The following is a 21,773-nucleotide window of genomic DNA, read 5'->3' on the forward strand; positions in this document are numbered from 1 at the left end:
GAGGCATTGATTTTTCCATAGCCGAAGAGACCGACCTTGCTCCCCAGGGCATAAACGATGCCGCCTTTGGCCCCTTCCTCTTTGCCGGATACATCCAGTGTCCCGCTGTTGGCCGTGATATTTTCTCCATCCCCTTCCAGCTTGATCACCCCGCCCTGGTTCACCAGCGATTTGGCCTCAATAACGCCTGAGTTGTTGACCACCGACTGCACCAGGTCGGCAGCTGTACGCCCTTTAAGAATAACCTCGCCGCCGTCGGCGCTGATGGCGCCGGTATTGCCGACCGAATCGGCCATGGGCTGCCCATCCGGCCCCAGGACTTTGTCTTTAACGCTTTCATCCACCGCAAACTTAATCAGGTCGTTGCCCGCAAAGCTTAAGGTCACCTGCTCGCCGGCGCCCAGAAAGACCTTGCCGAAATTGGCAACAATAGTGCCTTCGTTGCGCACCGCCGGAGCAAACAGAGAAACGCTTCCGCCGTCGGCCGCTGTTATTGTCCCCTGGTTGATGATGGAGGCCAGGGATTGCCCCAGACTCTGAGAGAAAACAAAACGGTCGGAAAGGAAATCTTCGTTGTTGATGTTAAGGGTGCTGGCCAGAAAGGAATTGACGTTGATCTGGCCGGTGGGTCCCACTAGGAGACCGTTGGGGTTGATGACGAATATGCGACCGTTGGCCGACAGCAGGCCGTTGATGATGGAGGGGTCGATACCGACGACGCGGTTCAAGGCGATGGACGATGCGCCGGGTTGGAAGAACCGGACCGCTTCAAGGGGGTTGATGCCGAATTTCTGCCAGTTGATGATGGCCTTGTTTGTGGCCTGATTGATGGTCATGTTGCGCGTATCCGGCGTGGCGATCCGGGCTTGTCCGGCAACAACTGACCCACCCTCGGGCAGGGCAAAAATATGGAAAGGGAACATCAACGAATAGGCCATGAAAAGCAGTAAAATCCGGGTTGCTTTCTTACCTATAATATGCCGCATCATTGTCGACCTCCGTCTTGATTGTAAAACTAACCTTAAGATGGAATCGGTTATAATCTTATAATTTTAGACAGGATTTACAGGATCACCCAGATATTTCGCCTTTCCGGAAGAAAGGCAAATAAACGTACCCTCTTCGAAAGAAAGGTTTTTGCTGGGCCATGTAAACGTCCCCCACTTACATTTACATGAAGTCTTATGTTCCTTTTTGCCAGCAGTTAATGGTTCTTTCTCAGCTCCTTCCGAAAGCTGTGAAACAGATCGTAAAATCCTGTTAATCCTGTCAAATAAAAAAGTGCAATACGGTTTCCTAATTATCCCATTTCGGCGGTGTGCTGCGTTAAATAATATTCCAGCTGATCCATCTGTTTCTCCGACAGCCGGGTAAACTGCAGGCCGCAGCGCCGGTATTCCAGGCCGACCATGAATGTCATTTCCTTTGTTTTTTTAACATCATATACCAGCCGGCAGGGCACATTGGGCAGGTAATAGCCGTTGCCGCTGATGAACATATCCATTTCAATGGAATCCCGCCCCGGGGAGACTTCCCCTTTAGCTATGTATTCAAAACACAGGCCGCTGCTGCTGATGTCCTTGAGCTTTCCCAGTTTTATAAATTCAGGCCGCAACGCCACAAAAGTCGTTGCCTTGGGCTGTCGTCTTTCTTTTTCTCTACGCTCCTGCGCCATGGCGGTATCTCTCCTACTACTCTGAGGCAATTTTAAAATCCCCTATCCCCCTTTTTCAAAGGGGGAACCAAATGGAACGGCCTTTTATTATTTCCAGCCTCCCAGCTTTATAGCTTATTCTCATTTCACTTGGACCCCGGAACCCCTGAATCCTTGGGGCGACTCCCCTTTGGAGGTGGTCCCAACAGATTTGAATGCAGTTGCCATTAGACTAAATACAATTCCAGACATCAAGGATGATTTTTGGGGGTATAGAATGGGTACTTTATATACCCCTTTTCGAGACCTTTGCCTAACGCCCCCTTTTGCCCAATTTCGGCGCCTGCCTTGTGGAATGTGTAACCTATTCCACAGGGTAAAGCTCAAATACGCGTTTATCGGTAATATCTTCCCCATGATATCTTAATATGTTTATTTTTCTGCTAATTCCTTGAGTTGGCTCCCTCATGCAACGATAAGTTTTTTGCCTTTCTACCGGAAAGGCAAAAAGATCTTCTGCATCCTGTAAATCCTGTCTGAATTCAGACTTCTTTTAAACCCGACTCAAGGTACGACCGCAGGTTGACGCCGGAATTTTGGATGTCCAGCTTTCTGCGGATATTCTTGCGGTGCGTTTTTACCGTAAAAAGTGAAATGTTCAAATGTGCGGCGATCTCCTCGCTGGCCATCCCGTTTTTGATCAAAGACGCCACCTGAATCTCGGTTCTGGACAGCATGGCTGCCATTTTCAAGTCCGCTGCCAGGTCCGTCGTCAGGCTTTCGATATAGGCGTTTAAAAGGTCCAAGTCCGGTTTAAATCGCTTCAATCCTTTTTCGTGCCGGAGTTTTTGGATAACCGGCATGATAAGGGTCCGTATCCGCTGGATCATGCGGCTTTCAGAATTCCGGCGGCTCCTTTCCAAATTTCTTGCCAGAACCGACAGCGCATCGTTGGTCTCCATCAACTCCCTGCTGACATCCCGCATCTCACGGTTGACCCGTTGCAGCGCTTTTTCCGACAGCCACAGAGCGCCCATGACCCCGGTCAATTGCATCACCGATTCTGGATGAAACGGCTTTTTAATTAAGAGCATTTTATGCGTCAGCGGCATCCGTTCCTTGATTTCCTTAAAATGATCCGCCGACGCCGCTAGGATCACAAAATTCACAGCCGGATCAATCTGGTGGATCTGCGCCGCCGACCCGATGGCAATCGCTTCCCCTTCCTTCGGCAAATGGATCAGTGCAACCGCAAAGGGATTGTTTTGGGCCATCGCTCTCTTCACCGTTTCAACGGCTGCCGTCTCTAAAGTACAGACTGTCGGTTCAAAAGCAATTCCAGATTGAAAGCGCCGGTTGTGCAGATGGAACACTTCATCATAAAAATCACGGATGTCAGCTCCGTCTCCAACCGCAAGAACCCGCAAGAGTTTCGTTTCTTTTCCTTCCATTTATTATTAAAATAAATTTAAAGAAATCATGAAGTAGTTGATAAAGTAGTCTTTACCCTCCTCCCGATCGACCGGAATGCCGATGTCGTATTTAAACGTAAAAATATCCTTGTAATATAACCTGAACCCGCCGCCATAGCCGCCTAAGAATTCCGAACCGATTTCATCCGATTCCGTCTTGGTCGTAAAAGCGCCGCCGTGGTCGTAAAAGAGGGCAAACTGCGCCAGCTGGGCCACCCGCTGACCAAAAAGGGTTTTGTCACCGATAAAGGGGGGCGCAAACATGAGCTCAGTTGAAACATAATATCCCGAATCCCCCAGGTAGGTGGCAGGATCATAGCCCCGGACAGTGCCGTAACCGCCGATGACAAACTGCTCGATGGGCAGAAGCCGGTAGTTGCTGAACTGGCCGCTGCCCCGCACCATGATATTGGTATTGCCGAAGATCCGCTGTATGCGGGTGGCATTCAGCTTCAGCCGGTCAAAATAGGCATCGGCATTCTGTCGGCTGGGAATATTTTTTTCATTCTGATCCAGCCGGCCGTGGACATACTGAAAATTAACAATGTTTTTACCCAAAAAGCGGTCCAGATTATTAAAATCCAGGCCTGCGGTATAGGTGTTCAACACGTCCGAACTCTGGGTTACTTCGAAAGCCTGGTTCTTGGTCTGTTTATTCTCGTAAGCCAGCACGGCCTTTAATTCAGAATTTTTCTCCTTAAAGATGGGCTGAGAAATATTGGCCCCGTAAATGACAGTTCGGCCCGTCAATCCCAAATCGGTGAGTTCCTGCCCGACAGCATAGGCGCCGTCCAGATAAGAGGCTCCGATGCGGGTGCCGTAGCTGTTTACCGGAATGCTTAGATCGGCAATTCCCAGACCGGAATCCGATAAGTTTTTGCCGGTAACCCCTCTTAATTTCAGCTCGGTGCCCCAGTTGTGATCCATAATATCAATCGATGTACCGAACCGGTCGACGCTGACGGCCTCGGATCCGAAATTATTGTAGTCAACCCCCATGTGGGCGGAAAACGTCAAGGCCGAACTGTCCTTGGTATCCAGGATGACATCCACCGTGCCCGGTTTTTCACCCCCCTTTAAAATCACCTCCGTATCAATCTCCGGCATTTCCTTGGTCAGCAGGAGCCCCTTTTCCAGAAGCGATTCCTTGACGACCCCGTGTTTTTCCTGCTGCCCGAAGTAGCGTTTAATGACCCGGTCCTGATAATGGGTTTTCCCGGTAACTTTTATCTGGCCGATTTTACCCTCGGCAATGGAGATTTTTAAAACCCCGTCTTGAATCTCCTGCTCCGGCAGATAGGCCCGTGCCAGAATATAGCCGTTTTCCTGATACTTCATGGTAATCAGGTCGGCCAGTTCACTCATCTCCTGCAGGGTCAGTTCCCGGTCGATAAAGGGTTCCACCACCTTTTGAAGTGTTACGGTGTCGACAACCGTATTGCCGCTGAATACGATCTTTTTAATCAACACCATGCCCAAATCACCTTGCTGCGGGACCTGGGCATTAACGGCGGCAATATCCATGGCAAGTAAAAAAACTGTTATCATTGCAGCAAATCGGATGAACGCCATTGCGCTTGCTTTCACGGATGCCTCCTGAAATAAATTGAAAATTAAGTTGCAACGATTAGTTTAAAATTAAAAGAAAAGAACTTTAAAAACAGGGCTTGTCTTCAAGAATAATGTGATCAAGGACCAGGTCAGCTTGCGGAAATATCGAGATCGGCTTATGGAAAAACGGTTAAATCTCGGCAGGTCTCAACTTCGCTCATTCTTTCCATATCCCCTGCGCAATTTAAATAAATTGGTTTTGATTTGGTTTTGTTATTGATGTGGAACAGATTTTTATATCTTTTATTTTTAGATATTTATAAAAAATGTTCCTTCAACTGTCAAGGAATTTTCTTTGCCTCGCCCAAAGAGATTCTTCGCTGCCCTCCGCCTTTGTTTTAACACCCCGTAAAGGCTGAGTTGCAGCCTGCTGCGGGATAAAATTGAATCTGCCTTTCTTCTTTTTGCCCGCACCCTGACGGACGGAAAGCATGCGCTGATGAAGTCGCCCTGCCCGTAGACAAAATGATTCAAGTTTTGCGTCAATCACCTGGGGAAAGGGAGAACCGTCGCTTTCGACAGCCAGAAACGGCAATTCCTCCATATCAGCCAGCGTCTGATGAAGGCGCTGGTCCCCCCGATCAATGGTCAATTTTACGCCCCGGTTCATGATTTCATTCAAAATGGACTCTGCCAGACGATTGGGCATACAGCCAAACGGCCCGATCGCAATGACGCCGCAGGTATGGGTCGCTATTTCCGTCATGGCGCTGCCCACGGTCAGGATGGCTTCTCCGCCCAAATTGGGTGAAATGAACGGCGAAGCGTTTCGGATGATATTAGGGATATCGACGGGTTCTGCCGTCACCAACCCTGAGCGGGACAGAATGGACTTGATCCGTTTTTCGTAATGCCGCATGGTGTTCTTCTTAACGAGAAACTCCATCTTTTCCAGTCCGTTCATTCGATAGTCGGCCAGTCCGCTGTCCATCAGGTAGTCGGAATAATACAGCCACTCCGCCACCGGCGCGCAAATGCTGGCAAAACCGTTTTTTGCCAGGCGCTCTGTTAAATACTGACGGGACAGGTAATCGCGCCTGACAAAAATTTCTCCGGCCAGGGAAATCTTGGGAACCTCTGCCGGATCAGTCCTCATGGGAATGTTGCTCAGCCGCCGGGCGGTTCGTTCAAGCCGGTTTTCAAGTCGTGCGAATTCGCCATGCGTCAGCGCGGAAAGTATGTCTCTCCATTCTTCCTGAAAAACGTTCACGGCCGAATCAATATCCTTGGCATTTGCCAGAATCATGGATCGGACATCCTCCATAACATCTGAAACGACAACCGCCCACCAGCCCCGGCGTTGAAAATCCGTCCCCAGGCCCAGATAGGAATTTTCAGATGTCAACGAAAAAATGGCCACGTTCGGCAGTTCATATCGTCTGACCAGGTCTTCCATGAAAATGCGGTACTGCCCAAACCGGCAGGGCCCGGAACCGGTCGGCATGAAATAAACGAGCACTTCGTCCGGCCGCTTACCGTTGTTGACATAGTTCAGCAACGTACCGGTGGTCAGTATCAGCGGCAAACATTCCTTACAGGATGTGTTGGCCCGACCCAGCTTTAAGACGGCTTCATCCGAAGGCGGATGGGCCACCACTTGAAAACCCTTGCCTTTAAATACGGCGGCAAGGGCCTGGGTAGATATCTGGCCCATGGATGGAAACAGAAGGGTTACGCGCGGATCATTCATGGGCAGGGTTTTGTTTTCCGAAGTAGTCACTTTTGGTTCGCCGTTCTGTAAAAAGGTCCGCGCAGGGACAAACAGGCTGGGCCTGGAAACAATCTTCTTTGCAGACAACAGTTGCCGATAGGCCGCCACAATATCCAGAAAAGCTTCTATCCGGGTCTCAAGGCCTGCGTCGGCCGTATGGCTGTCAAGCTCCAGGGTCAGGGAAGGCTTGCGGCCCATGATATCCCTGAAGTACCCCAGCAGAAAAGAATCGGGTCCGCAGGAAAAATTCGTGATATAGGTGCCGAAAAGCTGGGGGTGGCGCTTAACGACCCTGGCGGCCTTGAGCAGGAGTTGCCCCATGCCCCAGTACATGTGTTCTTTTGCATTCTCATCATCAAAGCTCAGAAAATCAAAAGGCAGGACCCGAATGCCCCTGGAAGCGATTTTATTGGGGATCCCCATGTGCGCTTCTTCAACAAACCCGCTGTATGGCCTTGAAAAAATGATGACAGCGATCTTTTCAGGGTCGGCCTCCAATTCAGCCAAGGCCTCCCGTCCGGCCCTTTTCATTGCTGCCACAGAAGCGGTTTGCTGCCCAAGGGCCTTGCCAAATGCTTTTTCCGCCTCTCTGGGCGAGAGCCCCATCCGGACCGCCGTCTCCACCAGGGGCTTTCGGGCGTGATCCAGCCCCTTGGTCAGGTTGATCATAGGGGTCAGCAGTTGCAGCCCTTTTTGTTGAAGTTCGCGTATTCTGTGGCCGAAAGTTGCCTGCAGAAAAAAAGTCTCTCCCTGTACAAATGGGCAGACCTGTGAATTGGTATAGCCGTTTTGCGCCGGAACGGCCTTAAAATGGGGCAGGAAAATATAATCCAGCGGCTCTCTCTGATCCAGCAATGCGCTAAAAAAGCCATGGGTCAATTCAGCCGGATAGCAGAACGGTGCGTTCTTCCGGTTAATCCCTTCGGGGCTCGGAACATCCGGCAGGACCGGTCTAAATCCCAGCTCCGAAAAGAAATTGGCATACAGCGGATAATACGTGTTCACCAAAAAACTGCGGTTAAACCCGATTAGCCCCCGTCGGTTTTGCCCGGCGCGCTTTAACGCCCCTGCCCCGTAGGTTTCATATACGAGGTGTTGCCGGTGCCGGACCAGATCCAGCTCTCGGGTGTCGTGTTTTATGTTCTGCCGCAAATTATAGTACCGGTTGCAGGCCCCCCCAAACGGATATGTCTTTCCTTCAATTTGGATGGTGGCGATTTGGCAGCGCCGATCACACTTTTCCTTTCCGCCGCGGCAGGTAAAGAACTTTTTATAAGTCACCCTCCGGTCCGCTAATGCCGCTAAATCATAAGTTCTGTCCTTTAACAGACCCAACTCGATTCTTTTTTTAACTTCCAGGGCGACGCCGAAAGCCCCCATCAATCCGGGTTCGGGCGGAACGATAATCGGTTTGCCCACCAGTGCGGCCATGGCCAGGGGCACGGCCCGATTGTAGCATACCCCCCCCTGCATGAACACCTTGGCCCCCACCGGACGGTTGCCTTTGACCCGATTGGTGTAGTTCATACAGATGGAATAAACCAGTCCGGCCATGATGTCTTCTTGGGCAATGCCCTCATGGATGCTGTTTTTTATGTCGGAAGCGATAAACGCAGCGCACTGGTCGTTGAAATTCGGCGGCCGCAGTCCTTTTAATGCAATGGCGGCGATATCTTCCATGGGAACGCCAAGGGTTTCAAAAGCAGACTCTTCCAGGAACGATCCCGTACCGGCCGAACAGGCTTCGTTCATGGCATAATCCGAAGGGACCGCGTTGGTGATAAAGGTGTATTTGGCATCCTGCCCGCCGATTTCAAAGATCGTATCGACATCCGGGTCGAAATATACGGCGGCCGTCGCGTGGGCAATGATTTCATTAATGACCCCGTCTGTTAAGGCGTGCAGACCGGCAATCTGCCGACCGGACCCGCAGACCCCCAGACCGGATATGGTTAACCGGGTTGGATCCGTCTGTTGCCGGACCTGGTCTAAAATATGCCGATAACATTTACGGGCGGCGCCCACCGGATCCCCATCGGTGCGCAGATAGACCGACGCCAGCAAGGCATGGTCTTTTTTTCGCACCAGCACCGCCTTGGTGGTGGTGGAACCAACATCCAGTCCCATAACACAATCATCGCCGGCCTGTATGTCCCCCCTTTCCATTGTTTTGAACGTTACTTGATCCAGATAAGCATTGAGCGGAACCAGGGTATCGAAGGATTTGATTTCAGATAAAAACAGCTCCGAAAAATCAGCCGGAAAGGGCCGGGTTTCATTTTCCAAAGCCCATAATGCCGCGCCCAACGCTTCGAAACAGGGGGCTTCCGGCGGCACGATCAAGCCCGGGATTTCCTGGCGCAGGTAAGCGATCAACATTTGGTTCCGGGCGGTGCCCCCGGTTATCATAATATTGTGAAGATCCACCTTCTTCAGCAGCTCCAGAATTTTATCGGCCATCATCTTGCACAGGCCGGCGGTAACCTTCGGTTTGGGAATCCCCTTGTTGGTGGCATGGGTGCAGTCCGATTTGCAGAATACCGAACACCGCCCGGAAACAGGGTGCGGGGATTCGGTTGCAGCCCATTGAGCGGCCGTTTCTAAAGACACATTCATTCTGCGGAGCTGCTGCAGAAAAAACTCGCCAGTGCCGGCGGCACACTTATTGCCGCTAACCACGTTGGATATCCGGCCCTGCCGGTCCAGAATATATACCATTGTGGTTTCACCCCCGGCCGAAACAATGGCCGGGCAGGAAACGCCCGCCGGTTTAACGTACCGGTAGGCATATTCAACCGCTTCGGGTTCTGCGAGAGTGGTGAGATTTATGAACTTCCGGAATCTGCGGCCGGTAACGACAATTTTGTCAAATGAGTGGAGGTCCAGACGCTGGATTACGGACAGAAAGGCGCCTTTGGGGTTGCCCTCGTGGATATGAAAAGACTGTTTGACTATCTGCGGACTGGTGGGGCCTTTGTTGTGTAATTCACCCGCTTTGCCGGGCTCGGTTTCCAACTGAACCAGCGAAAGGGTGGAAGCCCCCAGGCAAAGTCCCAGCACCCGAAGTTTCTCTGCTTTCGGGCGCATGCCGGTGGGCTTGCCTGAAAGTCTTTTTGTCGTTTTTTTCGAAAGTGATTTGTCGGGCTGAAACATTGGGAATCAATCCTTTTAAATCAAGCATCCGAAATACTGATTTTACCCAAATACCAAGAAGCGATATGGCGAGAGTTGGATCTGACTGGCAAATTCAATTAAATATTATTATAAAAATAAAGGGTTAAGCGTGTCAAGGAAGAAATAAAAAACATTTTTTTCCCCTTGTATTCAGGCGGTTTTTTCGCTATTTTTATAATAAAATTCCCTGTCGTCGCGCCGAACCGGGATATTCGGAGACTTTTCCCCATGGTTGGGTGCGCAACTTTATTTGGGGTTAAAGACTTTTCAGTTAGATGTGTGCCCAAACAGATATAAATTTTTTCCGTCAAACCGGATGGTCCAATCAATGAATAACCGAACCGGTATTTTATTACTGATTCTGTTCTGTCTGGTATTTCAACCGACAGGGCAGACGCTCCCGCTGGTCTTCCAGACTTTGCCTGTTGCTGCCGCGTCCCCTCCATTGACCCTGGTGGATGCTGTCGTTTGTGAAAGTGTCAAAGACCTTTCACCTCAGTACCCTGCAGTTGTATTTTCAATTGTTGCCGGGAAGGTATCCTGCTTTTCTTTTTTTGATCCGGTACCCAAGAAAACCGCTATTTACCATAACTGGTATTATCGTAATAATCTCACGACCAAAATCAAATTGACACTAAAGCCCCCCAGCTGGTCAACCTTCAGCACCATTCAGCTGCGGGAATCCGATATCGGCCCCTGGCGTGTTGAAATAACCGACCAAAAGGGCAAGGTGATTAAAGTGTTGCGGTTCAGTGTAACGGAATAATTCTTTATGGACCCACTTTCATTTATCGGAACTATACGCTGGCAAGATGTTGTAGATATAACGGTTAACAGCTACATCATTTTCCGCCTTTACATTCTGCTGCGGGGCACCAACGCGTTTCGAATCCTCATCGGCTTTGCATTTCTCTGGTTTTTCCAAACGACAGCGGAAGCTTTGGGCCTGATCATTACCAGCTGGGCCATCCAGGGTATCACAGCGGTTGCCGCCATTATCATCATCGTCGTTTTTAGAAATGAAATCCGCAGTGTGCTTCAGGTAAAAAATTTAAAATCGATTCTATGGGGCTTCTCTCATAAAACCACGCCCACCCCCATTGAAGCCATAGTCGACAGCGCTTTTGAACTGGCACGAAAAAGAATGGGCGCCCTGCTGGTATTTCCCGGCCAGAAAGACATCAATGAGCTGGTCCAAAACGGCTTGCCTTGGAAAGGGCTGATTTCCAAAGAGATGATCCTGAGTATTTTCTGGCATGACAATCCGGTGCATGACGGGGCAGTCATCATAAATGGAGATCGGATCCAGGAGGTCGGCGCCATCCTGCCGCTGACGCATCGCACGGACATTCCCTCCCATTACGGGACCCGCCATCGCGCAGCGATTGGACTTTCCGAAATTTCGGATGCTCTGATTATTCTGGTGTCAGAAGAAAAGGGGGCTGTGCTGGTAGCCAAAGATTCGCGCATGGCAACCATTACCCGCAGGGAAAAACTTGAAAGCATTTTGCTCGAACATGTCGGCGCCACGTCGCCAGCCGGCCAGCATCCTCAAAAAGAAAAACTGAAGCTATCGATTGCGGCCCTGCTGTCCCTGCTGTTGGTGACGGGCATCTGGTACAGCTTTTCCAGGGGTCTGGAAACACTCATCAGTCTGGAAACCCCCATCGATTACATGAACCGGGATCCGGAAATGGAAATACTGGATACGTCCATCAATACGGTCAATCTGAACATAAGCGGTTCCGGGCCGCTGATTAAATCTATTCGCCCTGACCAGGTAATGGTTCGAGTTGATTTGAAAAACGCCGCTATCGGAAACAATACCTTCACCATCACCAAGGAAAACATTTCTCTGCCTCCCGGCGTTTATTTAAAAAGCGTGAAACCGGCAACCGTAGAAGTGGTTTTGGATACACCCATTCGGAAACGACTGCCCGTTCAAGTCGACTGGACCGGCAAATTGTCACCGGAGTTGATTCTGGTTCAGGCGGCTCTCGATCCCCCATATGTTGAAATGATCGGCAGGAATAAGATACTGAGAGACATTACAACTATTTATACGAAAAAAGTTTTTTTGGATACGATTACAAAGTCCGGCAGCCTGACCGTTAACCTGGCATTGTCGCCGGCTTCCTTAAAACTTGCACCCGGTTCGAAAGACAAAGTAACGGTTTCGTATGTTGTGGAGAAGCGGTCGCAATAAAAACCTCAGGTTTATAGACTGAAGGCCAAAGGTTTTTAGGTATGGGTCTGTACCATGTGAAATGCATACCCCCTTCAGCCTCTATATCATAAACGCCCCGCCGCAAACATCCAGCGTAACCCCGGTAACAAAATCAGAATCCAGCAGGTATTCGAACGCCCGGACAACATCGTTAACCTGTCCGATGCGCGCGACCACGACCTTTTCCTTTAAGGCCGCCTTTTGCTCCCGAGACCAGTCCGCAAAAATACCGGCGTCTTCAATAAAGGCCGGAGCGATGGCGTTGACCGTGACCCCAAAGGGGCCCAGCTCCCGGGCGCCATATCGGGTAAGGCCCAGCAGGCCCGCCTTGGACGCGGCATAGTGCGGCCCCACCACACCGCCGCCCCGGGCCGCCAAAGAAGAGATATTCACGATACGGCCATATCCTGCCCTCTTCATGCCGGGAATGACTTGTGAAGACCAGTAAAATGCGCTGCTTAAATTGACCCGGATGGTTTCGTCCCACTCCTTAAAGGAGAGGGTATCGAATGATTTTTGCGGCATGATGCCGGCATTGTTGACCAGCACATTCACCGGCCCCAAAGCCTCATTTACCCGCTGGGTCTGCTGCGCAACAATCTCCGGATCACCCCCATCCCCTTTGAGGAACAATACCTGCTGTGGTGATTTTATAAAACCGTCCAGCTGTTGCCGGGCCTTTTGGGCCGATTTTTCATCGGTCCGATAAGTGATGGCCACACAAGCGCCGCGTTTGAGCAGGGATTCGGCAATGCCAAGTCCAATTCCCCGGGTTCCCCCGGTAACGACCGCAACTAATTTTTCCATGATCATACCTTTATAAAAGCTTGCGAATTTTTTCACAGACTGCCGCGGCAACTTCTGCCGTGGAAGCTTTTCCACCCAGGTCCGGTGTCAACGTTCCTTCCTTTAAGACAGCTTCCATGGCCTGCATCACCCGTTCCCCGGACTCGGGAAAACCGAGATGATCGAGCATCATGGCCCCCGACCAGATCTGTCCCATGGGGTTGGCAATCCCTTTACCGGCGATGTCAGGGGCGGAACCGTGAACCGGCTCAAACAGAGAGGGATAATTTCCTTCCGGATTTAAATTGGCGGATGGCGCAATACCGATGCTGCCGGCGATGGCCGCTCCCAGATCGGTCAGTATGTCCCCGAACAGGTTGCTGCCCACCACCACCCCGAAATGCTTCGGGTTGGTTACAAACCGGGCGGAGAGGGCGTCAATATGAAATCTATCGCTCGCCAGGTCCGGGTATTCCTTGGATATCTTTTCAAAAATTTCGTCCCAAAACGGCATGCTGAAGTTGATCCCGTTTGATTTGGTGGCCGAAGTCACCCGCTTTTTACCGGCCTTGCGCGCCAGCTTAAAAGCGTAACGGATAACCCTTTCCACGCCATAACGCGTGAACACGGTGTTTTGGACCACCACCTCCTGGGCGGTGCCCTGGTAGAGCCGTCCACCCATGTTGGAGTATTCACCCTCGTTATTTTCGCGCACCACCAGAAAATCGATGTCTTCGGAAGTTCTGCCCGCCAGGGGCGTTTTGACCCCCGGCAGCAGTTTCACCGGACGAAGATTGATATACTGCTGCAACTCACGGCGAATCGGCAGGAGCAGCCCCCAGAGAGAAACATGATCGGGTACGCCCGGAAATCCCACCGCCCCCAGAAAGATGGCGTCATATTCCCGCAGGACATCGATCCCGTTACCGGGCATCATGCAACCGTTTTTCAGATAATACTCGCAGCTCCAGTCCAAGCGATCATAGTCAAAACGATAGCCGCCATGGACTTCGGCAGCCGTATCCAGAACCTGCTGACCCGCCGGAACCACTTCCTTGCCGATGCCGTCTCCCGGAATCGATGCAATCTTAAAAACTTTCATCAGCTCTTGGCCTCCTTGTCGGTTACTGTGTTCAATTTTAGAGCAGCTTCTAGCACATTTTCAGCCCAGAGACAATCATTACACGCAAGACCGATTATTGATAATCCCTGCGTACCGGATAAAATACATCCATGATGATTTTTATTTGACTATCTTTTTGATATGCGGCAGGACGTTCCGGAATTCATCGGTATCCGCTAACTTGAGCAGTTCGAATATCGCCATTTCCATGGACGTAATCACGGCGCCCGCACGCTTGAGCCTTTCCAGACCGATTTCAAGATTCATCTGACTTGATGCCGATACGGCATCAGCCACGACATGGACACGGTATCCCAGCCGAACACCCCCGACGCCGGTTTGGAAAATACAGATATGGGCCTCAATACCGGCTAAAATAATGGACTTCCGTCCGGTTTCCGCAATGGCCTGCTGAATGATTTCATTTTCAAGACAGCCGAACTGATTCTTACTGAACACGGCCGGATTTGGCACTTTTGCCGCCAGCTCGGGCAAAAAAGTTCCCAGCTTCCGGGGATTCTGCTCGGTCAGTATGATCGGAATGCTTAGAATCCGGGCGATATCAATTAACACAAAAGCATTATTTCGAACCCGGTCGGCCCCCACACAGTTCGCCAGCATCGATTTTTGAAAGTCCACCAGCAGCAGCAGACTATCGTCCTTATTCAATAATTCGGCATATGCATTCAAATATCACCTTCCTTTAACATTTCTTAAATCCTGCCGGCCTTTCCAGCACCAGTTTTACAGCGGCAAAATCCATTTCTCCTAGATTCTGTTTCAAAGCCTCACGGTATAATCGAGTTGCTGCCTGGGCGATTGGAACAGTTGCGCCGGTTTCGGCCGATGCCGCCATCACCAACTCCAGGTCTTTGCTCATGTGCTTGAGCGGAAACTGCGCCGGAAAATCTGAGCTTCTGAACATGCCGGCCTTAAAATGAAAAAGATCACATCCGCCCACTGCGCCACCTGCTTCGGGCTTTCGGCAAGTGCAGCCCCTGCCCGCGTCGCTGCTGCATTTCTGTTCACGGTGCGGTTATACACCATCAGTTCGTATCCTGCCTTCCGGATATTGAGGGCCATCGGTTGCCCCATAATTCCCATGCCGAGAAATCCAACTTTGGGTTTCATCATTCTTTTTCCTTTGATTGAACCGCTTCAAGGTGATGATAGGGCGCAAGGGTTTGGATCCGCTGATCTTCAATGGGCGTACCGACTGTAAAATGATACAGGCTCTGAAAGTGATCGGTTTTCAGCCCCATAATCGCATGAACTTCATCGTCGAAATAACAGCCGATGCCGGTGCCGCGCAGCCCGGCGGCTTCTGCCTCAAGATAAAGAACCTGCCCGATCATCCCCGCTTCCCAGTACAGGTGCCGATAACGATAGGGTTCCGTTTCGATAACGTCCTTAAAGCGGGCGATCATTCCCAGCGAAAATACGCTGCTGCCGGCAATATCCTGATCACAGCTGACGATCTTGGCATCTTGTCGATAATTTTTTTCTTCCAGCAGGTATAACGGAAACCCGTTGACCACCGGCTGCCATAAGAACCCGGGTTTTAATTGGTCCTTTAAGTCTTGCATATCCTTGTCAGTACGTAAAAAAAGATACAATCCCTGCGATTGGCCGCTAACGGCATGAACAAAAATAAGCAGCTGAAGGCACGGCTCAGATATCCCCGCATCAAACGGCGCCCGGCGATCACGCGGAATCGTTTTGTCCAGCATGGAAAGAAACTGATCTCTGGTTATGGATCCTTCCGGATTAAAAGCAACCGCGCTTCTTCTTTTTCTGATAATTTCCGCCGCCGAAAATCTCGATTTCTTGCCATCGAAATCCCCTCGAAATCCATAAATATATGTCTTTTTTTCGGTTTGCGGCTTTTGGGTGCGGTCGGCGGTGCGGTAGATGAACTCCCAGTTAACCGGGGACCGGCTGAGACGATTGGGGGTGCCCATATACGGGCCCTTTGACAATAACGCGACAATCGCATCCGTCAACCCGCACGGCATATCTTCGATGCGGCTGTCATGCACAACGCACATCAGTTCCGCCTGTTCGTTTTCCAGATCTGGATATTGAGTTTTGTCAAATCCCAGAACAGTTTCAATCTGTCGATCCGACAGCTCATTTAGACAGGTCACCTTCCAGCCGAACAGATTTCCCGAAAAGCTCAGGCAGGCAAGGGCGTGCCCGATATCATGATTGCAATACCGAAAAGCACGCTCCCCGTATTTCCATGATTCACGCCAGAAGATACTGCTCAATGCAACCAAAAAACACTTTGTCTGAAAGCGTTGTTCAACCGCTTCCCAGGTTTCACTCGGCAGAAAGCATCGTGGTTCCAAAGCATGCAGAAAAGAATTATAATGATAGAGACCGCTCTTAACAGCATCCATCCCGGGCAGCACCACATACGCCTCGGTTGGGTGGAGGTTTCCACTGGACGGGTTTATGCGCAGGGACCATTTGTTGCCGGAAACACCCTTCCAGGCGGACAATCCCAGGGACAGCTCTAAAAAACCAGCCAGATTTTCCAGCCCGATCGGCTGCGGTTGATTGTTCTGGCGCCGGTATAAATCCAGATGTGCTGCCGCCGGATCCGCCTTTAGAAGCGGAAGCCCCACCGGGGTTACCCCTTTATAGATCCTGAAAGGGTTTGGCTGGTTTTCCCAGTCCATGTACCCCGGCGACCGGGCATACCGGTTGTAGCGATGCTTGCTGTCGTGATGGTATTGAAAAACTTCTTTTATCTTCTGCTGATCCATACGGTCCCTGATAACCCTTCCGGCGATTGATTCCCAATCAAGGTTTTACCAACCACTGCTAAATTTTGATGGCGATCTTTTGCCGTTATTGATATGATAACTTTATGGTTCTGTGGATCGAATCTCTCTTTCCTGCTGTGTTCGACAATTTACCCGGTCGGCAGCCTATTATAAAACACTTTCATTTGTAACGCAATTTTCAGGGGGCGGTAAAATCATGACAGCCATATTACAAAGCGGTTTGGGACTTTTTGCCCTGGTCGGTATCGCGTTTGCTTTTTCAGAAAAACGCAGCAAAATACCATGGAAAACAGTCAGTATTGCTGTTTTTGCCCAATTCGTTGTGGCGCTGATACTGATAAAAATTCCCTTCACCCGGCAGGTGTTTATTGTACTAAACACCCTGGTTTATATGCTCGAGAAAGCTACCCAGGCCGGCACCTCCTTTGTTTTTGGTTATCTCGGTGGCGCCAGTCCGCCCTTTGCCGGCGCTGTCACTGGCGGCAGCGATTATATCCTGGCGTTTAGAGGACTTCCCCTGATCCTGGTTGCAAGCGCCCTGTCTTCGCTGCTTTTCTACTGGCGAATTTTGCCGGTTATCGTCAAGGCATTTAGCTGGCTGCTGCAACGATCGCTGGGCGTCGGCGGCGCCGAAGGCCTCGCGGCGGCGGCCAATGTCTTTCTCGGAATGGTCGAAGCCCCGCTTTTTATCCGCCCCTATCTTTCCCAATTATCCCGGGGGGAGCTGTTCTCCATGATGACCTGCGGCATGGCCACGATTGCAGGTACCGTAATGGTACTCTATGCCAGCATATTGAAACCGGTCATTCCGGATGCACTGGGCCACCTGTTGATCGCTTCCATCATCAGCGCGCCGGCAGCCATCGCCATCGCGCGTATTATGATCCCGACGCCGCAGAATCTGCAAACCAGTGCGGTCGTTCAGGCGCCGTCTGCGGCCGGCAGCGCCATGGAAGCCATCACCAGCGGCACCATCGACGGCATCAAGCTCCTGATCAATATCATTGCCATGCTGGTGGTTCTGGTTGCCCTGGTGGCCCTGATCAATATGGCTCTGGGGTGGCTCCCGGCGGTCGACAATCACCCCTTGACGTTGCAAAGAATTTTGGGATGGATCATGGCGCCGGTGGTATGGTTGATGGGAATCCCCTGGAATGAATGTGTCACCGCCGGCAGCTTAATGGGGACCAAAACTATTTTAAATGAATTTCTGGCTTACCTTGAACTGGGGCGCCTCCCGGCAGACGCGCTTTCAGTCCGCTCCCGCATGATCATGATTTATGCCATGTGCGGCTTTGCCAATTTCGGCTCGCTCGGCATCATGATCGGCGGCCTGGGAATGATGGCGCCGGACCGGAGAACGGAAATCGTTGCCCTCGGAATAAAATCCATCGTTGCCGGAACCCTGGCAACCCTGATGACCGGTGCGATTATCGGGTGTCTCTGGGCCTAAATCGAGTGAATAATTTTGAAAAAAGATAAGTTCTATATATGTGACCGCATAAACGTGAACACCCCCAAATACACCCCAAACAAAATCATAAATACGCCGCAGCCGGCCAGAATGATATAATAGGCTTTTTTATTCAGATGCCGAATGCCGAAAAAAGCCAGCACCGAAACGAACACATACCAGATCAGATCTCCGGCCTCGTGACCCACGAAAAATGCCAGCAGCCGGGGCCAATTCTGAAAAGAAATATCGAACTGAATCATAAAGGCAAATCCGATGGTGGCCCACCAGATCCACCAATAGGGGTTGGACATGGAAACCAGGACCCCGCCGATAACCGGATTGTTCAGCCCTTTTCTTTCCAGCCCAGCCGGATTTTTATCGGACGGATTGGATGCCCCTAAAAAACTTGTGGAAATGTTGCCCTTATAAACATTTAGAATAATGCCGGCGCCAAACCAGACAAGAATGATCCCCCCGATCGTACCAATGACACGGACCACTATCATGTTCTTTAAGACAAAGGAAAATCCCAGCAGCAAAAAAACAACGATGCCCATTTCAAGCAGGGCATGCCCGATGATTACCCAGACGCCCATTAAATACCCGCGCCGGTCTGTTCGGACCGATTGAATAATCGTATACGTCAGCAGGGGCCCGGGGGCCATTGCCCCGGTCAGTGCCACCAGAAACGAAAAAGAGAAAATAACCCAGTATGTTGAAAAGAAGCCTGCTGTTTCGTTTATCATCAGCGTCTAAAATGTATTATAATGTAAAAACTCACCGATATCTTTTCTTCTCGGCGACGAAGGGTTATGCGCCGGATATCCGATGGGTATCAGGGAGACGATTTCATAGCCCTCCGGAACAAACAGTATATCCTTGACTTTGTTATGATCAAACAAACCGATAATAACGGTTCCCAGTCCGTGGCTTTGGGCAGATAGACAGAGCGTTTGGGTGGCCAGACCCAGATCAAACATAAACCAGTCCCCAAACTTGGTCGTCACCTCCCCTTTATAAAACCCTGATGTGTTGAGCTTCGCGCATAATGCCAGAAGTACCGGGGCCTCAACGATCGCCTTATTGGCAGGGTTTCCTTTATAACTCGCATCTACCAGTTTTTCCCTTAATTCCTTATCCTTTACCCAGATAACCTCCCAGCATTGCGTATTCGCCCAGGATGGCGTCCATCTGAGGGTTTCCAGAAGATTGATGACAATATCCTCAGGGACCTCGCGGCTGTCGTACTTTCGAATGCTTCTCCTCTCCCTTATCACCTCTATGACATCTTTCATACGATCACCTCTTTATGGCTTATGGATTGGTTTTTTACGTCTGCTTTTTTAACGACTTTAAATTGCTAACAGGGCTTCAGCGCCACCAGCGAGGCAATATGACGAAATTCGCCCTGCCGGCGTTGCTTGCGTTCCTGGTAAAAAATAATTCTGAGCGACTGAAACGCATAGAGCAGTTCATTCTCTTGCGATCGTTTTGCATGGCCCGGTTCCGTCATTCCTTTAAAATCAACCGCCGAACCCGAAACGCTCTTTTAAGAGTTGACGGGTCCTGGGGCTGACATCCAGCCGGATTAACGCGTGTGCCGAAACCCAGCGTGCTTCAACGGCATCGTCGCCGGGGCTTAATGCGCCGCCGATAAAGTCGGCTATCATGTCCACAATAACATAATGAAAACGGATGAGGCCGTCGTTGTCCTTTTCAATGACATCAAATGTAAAAACAGGTTCCCCTGCCCGGATCTTGATACCGGTTTCCTCGAAAATTTCTCGTTCGGCGGCCGCCTGCAGGGTCTCACCGAGTTCCATGCTCCCGCCGGGGATCGCCCACAAGCCCTTGGCCGGCGCCCGGCCCCGCCGAACCAGCAAAACCCCATCATCCTTAAAGACAACCGCCCCTACAGCCACCTGGGGGCGGGTGGGATAAATCGTATGCTGTTTTGATGGTGATTCCGTGCTCTTTATAGAAATTGCTTTCTTCATACAATTAAGACCGCTGCTTGGATGATCCGTGCCGGATGCCGGTTTTTCCCAGGAACATCGCTGTTTAAATGACTTCTATCCATCCACCGTCCTTCGGCCGTAACGGTTCCGTCGGCTCTCAAACGCTGCCGGTGTGAGAATTTCCGCAAATCGTTTTCCATTTCGGCTGTTTCGTTTATAAAAATCGATGCAGTCCTCGACGATGGCAACCACGTCATCTTCGCTGAAAATGCCCGGCAGTTCTCTGGCCAGCCGGGGGTGCCGGCCGAGTTTTCCGCCCAGCTGCACACGGTATCCCTTACGGTCCGTTGTAATAGTAGCGGTTGGACAGATTGCGATGCATTGACCGCAGTAAAGGCATTTATCAAAATCAATTTCTGGTCGTCCCTCATCTTCGTCTATTTGAATGGCGTCTTCCTTGCACACCGCCACGCAGGCATTGCATCGGGTGCAGGGTTCTTGCGAAAGATGTGGAGAAGATGCCCCGATAATGCCGATGTCCTTGATCTGGGGCTGGGAGCAGCTATTGGGACAGTCCGCCAGTGTGATTCTGAATTCATGATGAAATTTAAGATCGCCCTTTACCTGTTCCCTGAGGAACTCTAAAAGATTTTCTTTTTGTAAAAGTGCTTCAAGCCTTTCAAGCAATTGCTCTCCTGGATTGGCGCGGTTCGGACACCCGCCGGGACCGAAACAGCCTTCCAGCTGGTACCCCTTGATTTCAGAATCCATTTTCGATAGAAAGCGCGCCTGTGTTGCTTTTACTTGTGCCAGCGACACAATCTGTTTCCCTGCCGCAACAGCTTCATTTTCAACCCGTGCCCGCACCCGCTTTCGAACAAAAAAAGGAACTTTCTTTATGGCGGCCTCAGCATCAACGGTCCATTTCATCGATCCGTCGCTCCGCAAGGTTTTATCTTATCGGTCCTGCCTGCTGGCGAAAAATTCCCTTTTGGATCTATTCGTGACAGTGCGTCAATAGCGATCCGGTTTATTTGATACGCGCTGATCACCCCATTGCAAAAAAGCAGGATGGCAGTCTTATCCTCCTTTAACTTTTCGAGAGCGGCCCGGGTCGAATCCAACCGAAGAATTCCGCACAGCTTCGCTGCCGACCCACGAACGACACTGTCGGTTGAATCCAGGTAGGGTGGGAGAAAGGCGCCGGCTTCTTTCAAAAAATTCGGGTATGCCTGTGCCAGCCGCACCAGTCCCCATAAAACCCCGCGCTGGAGAGATTCATGCTCAATGTAGTTGCCGTCTTTTCGGGCATAAGACACCAGGATGTGGGCATACTCCAGAGCCAATCCTTGATGGCGGGCCATGATCTCACCCATTGCCTCCGGCGATCCCCATCCGATCCCGCCGGACTCATCGTTTAAATTCCACATCAGACGCCGCATCACAATCCGGGCGGACTCCATGTCCGTTCGGGCAAGCCCGGATACCACCGCCCCGGCGGCTGTCACCGCCCGCCATTTTGTCAACTCGTCCCTGCTGTAAAAAAAAGAAAACAACGGGCTGATGAGTTCCCTGGCCGGCAGCTGGGTAAGGGAGATTAGGGCAGACTCAACGTCATCCTGTGTTAAAAGTCTCTGGATCTTCTGTTTTAGTTTGCGCCCGCCAATTTTTTCGCTGCCCATCATCTTCTCTCAAACAGTATCCCGATTAAAATGCAGTTGCCGTCGGCCTTTTACTCTGCCCCGGAATGAGTTTAATGATACGAGACTAAAGCGCCTGTTACGAGCAGCTGTGGGACGGACGGGCGCC

Annotated in this window: 20 protein-coding genes; 3 read left to right on the top strand and 17 right to left on the bottom strand. The window is 50.9% G+C overall.

From position 1 onward, the window contains the following. From P1P89_14190 to P1P89_14210, 5 genes are all read right to left on the bottom strand, one after another. Window positions 1–989: filamentous hemagglutinin N-terminal domain-containing protein (locus P1P89_14190; GenBank protein ID MDF1592662.1), on the bottom strand; the 989-nt coding region annotated here is incomplete at its 3' end. Between the two features lie 311 nt (window positions 990–1,300). Beyond that, window positions 1,301–1,675 carry a PilZ domain-containing protein gene (locus tag P1P89_14195; protein ID MDF1592663.1) on the bottom strand — a complete coding sequence of 125 codons (375 nt, stop codon included), beginning with the start codon at window positions 1,673–1,675 and terminating at the stop codon, window positions 1,301–1,303. A 521-nt stretch (window positions 1,676–2,196) separates the two neighbouring features. Further along, on the bottom strand, window positions 2,197–3,105 hold the full coding sequence (locus tag P1P89_14200) for a helix-turn-helix transcriptional regulator (protein MDF1592664.1): 909 nt from the start codon (window positions 3,103–3,105) through the stop codon (window positions 2,197–2,199). Window positions 3,106–3,111: 6 nt separating this feature from the next. Then, window positions 3,112–4,713 carry a POTRA domain-containing protein gene (locus P1P89_14205; GenBank protein MDF1592665.1) on the bottom strand — a complete coding sequence of 534 codons (1,602 nt, stop codon included), beginning with the start codon at window positions 4,711–4,713 and terminating at the stop codon, window positions 3,112–3,114. A gap of 298 nt (window positions 4,714–5,011) precedes the next feature. Further along, window positions 5,012–9,601 carry an acyl-CoA dehydratase activase gene (locus P1P89_14210; protein ID MDF1592666.1) on the bottom strand — a complete coding sequence of 1,530 codons (4,590 nt, stop codon included), beginning with the start codon at window positions 9,599–9,601 and terminating at the stop codon, window positions 5,012–5,014. A gap of 349 nt (window positions 9,602–9,950) precedes the next feature. Between P1P89_14210 and P1P89_14215 the strand changes: the two genes are divergently transcribed. Further along, window positions 9,951–10,388 carry a DUF2914 domain-containing protein gene (locus tag P1P89_14215; GenBank protein ID MDF1592667.1) on the top strand — a complete coding sequence of 146 codons (438 nt, stop codon included), beginning with the start codon at window positions 9,951–9,953 and terminating at the stop codon, window positions 10,386–10,388. A 6-nt stretch (window positions 10,389–10,394) separates the two neighbouring features. Next, entirely contained in the window at window positions 10,395–11,828 is a 1,434-nt protein-coding gene (locus P1P89_14220; protein MDF1592668.1) for a diadenylate cyclase, read from the top strand. Window positions 11,829–11,909: 81 nt separating this feature from the next. Here the strand turns inward: P1P89_14220 and P1P89_14225 are convergent, their stop codons facing one another. The 6 genes from P1P89_14225 to P1P89_14250 form a co-directional block, all read right to left on the bottom strand. Next, window positions 11,910–12,656 carry an SDR family NAD(P)-dependent oxidoreductase gene (locus P1P89_14225; GenBank protein MDF1592669.1) on the bottom strand — a complete coding sequence of 249 codons (747 nt, stop codon included), beginning with the start codon at window positions 12,654–12,656 and terminating at the stop codon, window positions 11,910–11,912. 10 nt (window positions 12,657–12,666) lie between these two features. Continuing rightward, a complete protein-coding gene (locus tag P1P89_14230; GenBank protein MDF1592670.1) occupies window positions 12,667–13,737 on the bottom strand; it encodes a tartrate dehydrogenase in 1,071 nt (356 codons plus the stop codon). A 141-nt stretch (window positions 13,738–13,878) separates the two neighbouring features. Beyond that, entirely contained in the window at window positions 13,879–14,448 is a 570-nt protein-coding gene (locus P1P89_14235; GenBank protein ID MDF1592671.1) for an isochorismatase family protein, read from the bottom strand. 13 nt (window positions 14,449–14,461) lie between these two features. After that, window positions 14,462–14,683, bottom strand: coding sequence for an NAD-binding protein (locus tag P1P89_14240; protein ID MDF1592672.1), 222 nt, complete (start codon window positions 14,681–14,683; stop codon window positions 14,462–14,464). Further along, window positions 14,635–14,892, bottom strand: coding sequence for an NAD(P)-binding domain-containing protein (locus P1P89_14245; protein MDF1592673.1), 258 nt, complete (start codon window positions 14,890–14,892; stop codon window positions 14,635–14,637). Before P1P89_14245 ends, P1P89_14240 begins: the two co-directional genes overlap by 49 nt. Beyond that, window positions 14,889–16,529: a SagB/ThcOx family dehydrogenase gene (locus P1P89_14250; protein ID MDF1592674.1), complete on the bottom strand. Its 1,641-nt coding sequence runs from the start codon at window positions 16,527–16,529 to the stop codon at window positions 14,889–14,891. Before P1P89_14250 ends, P1P89_14245 begins: the two co-directional genes overlap by 4 nt. 217 nt (window positions 16,530–16,746) lie before the next feature. Between P1P89_14250 and P1P89_14255 the strand changes: the two genes are divergently transcribed. Then, complete coding sequence (locus P1P89_14255) at window positions 16,747–18,003, top strand: nucleoside transporter C-terminal domain-containing protein (protein MDF1592675.1); 1,257 nt, start codon at window positions 16,747–16,749, stop codon at window positions 18,001–18,003. 32 nt (window positions 18,004–18,035) lie between these two features. On the opposite strand, the gene P1P89_14260 is transcribed toward P1P89_14255, so the two are convergent. The 6 genes from P1P89_14260 to P1P89_14285 form a co-directional block, all read right to left on the bottom strand. Next, complete coding sequence (locus tag P1P89_14260) at window positions 18,036–18,752, bottom strand: LysE family transporter (GenBank protein MDF1592676.1); 717 nt, start codon at window positions 18,750–18,752, stop codon at window positions 18,036–18,038. Between the two features lie 6 nt (window positions 18,753–18,758). Then, window positions 18,759–19,301: a nitroreductase family protein gene (locus tag P1P89_14265; GenBank protein ID MDF1592677.1), complete on the bottom strand. Its 543-nt coding sequence runs from the start codon at window positions 19,299–19,301 to the stop codon at window positions 18,759–18,761. 65 nt (window positions 19,302–19,366) lie between these two features. Then, on the bottom strand, window positions 19,367–19,519 hold the full coding sequence (locus P1P89_14270) for a hypothetical protein (protein ID MDF1592678.1): 153 nt from the start codon (window positions 19,517–19,519) through the stop codon (window positions 19,367–19,369). A 10-nt stretch (window positions 19,520–19,529) separates the two neighbouring features. Next, window positions 19,530–20,003, bottom strand: coding sequence for an NUDIX hydrolase (locus P1P89_14275; protein ID MDF1592679.1), 474 nt, complete (start codon window positions 20,001–20,003; stop codon window positions 19,530–19,532). Between the two features lie 75 nt (window positions 20,004–20,078). Continuing rightward, window positions 20,079–20,894, bottom strand: coding sequence for a 4Fe-4S dicluster domain-containing protein (locus tag P1P89_14280; protein MDF1592680.1), 816 nt, complete (start codon window positions 20,892–20,894; stop codon window positions 20,079–20,081). Continuing rightward, complete coding sequence (locus P1P89_14285; protein MDF1592681.1) at window positions 20,891–21,649, bottom strand: hypothetical protein; 759 nt, start codon at window positions 21,647–21,649, stop codon at window positions 20,891–20,893. Before P1P89_14285 ends, P1P89_14280 begins: the two co-directional genes overlap by 4 nt. Window positions 21,650–21,773: the final 124 nt, after the last annotated feature.

Source organism: Desulfobacterales bacterium, assembly GCA_029211065.1.
In the GTDB taxonomy this organism is placed as follows: domain Bacteria; phylum Desulfobacterota; class Desulfobacteria; order Desulfobacterales; family JARGFK01; genus JARGFK01.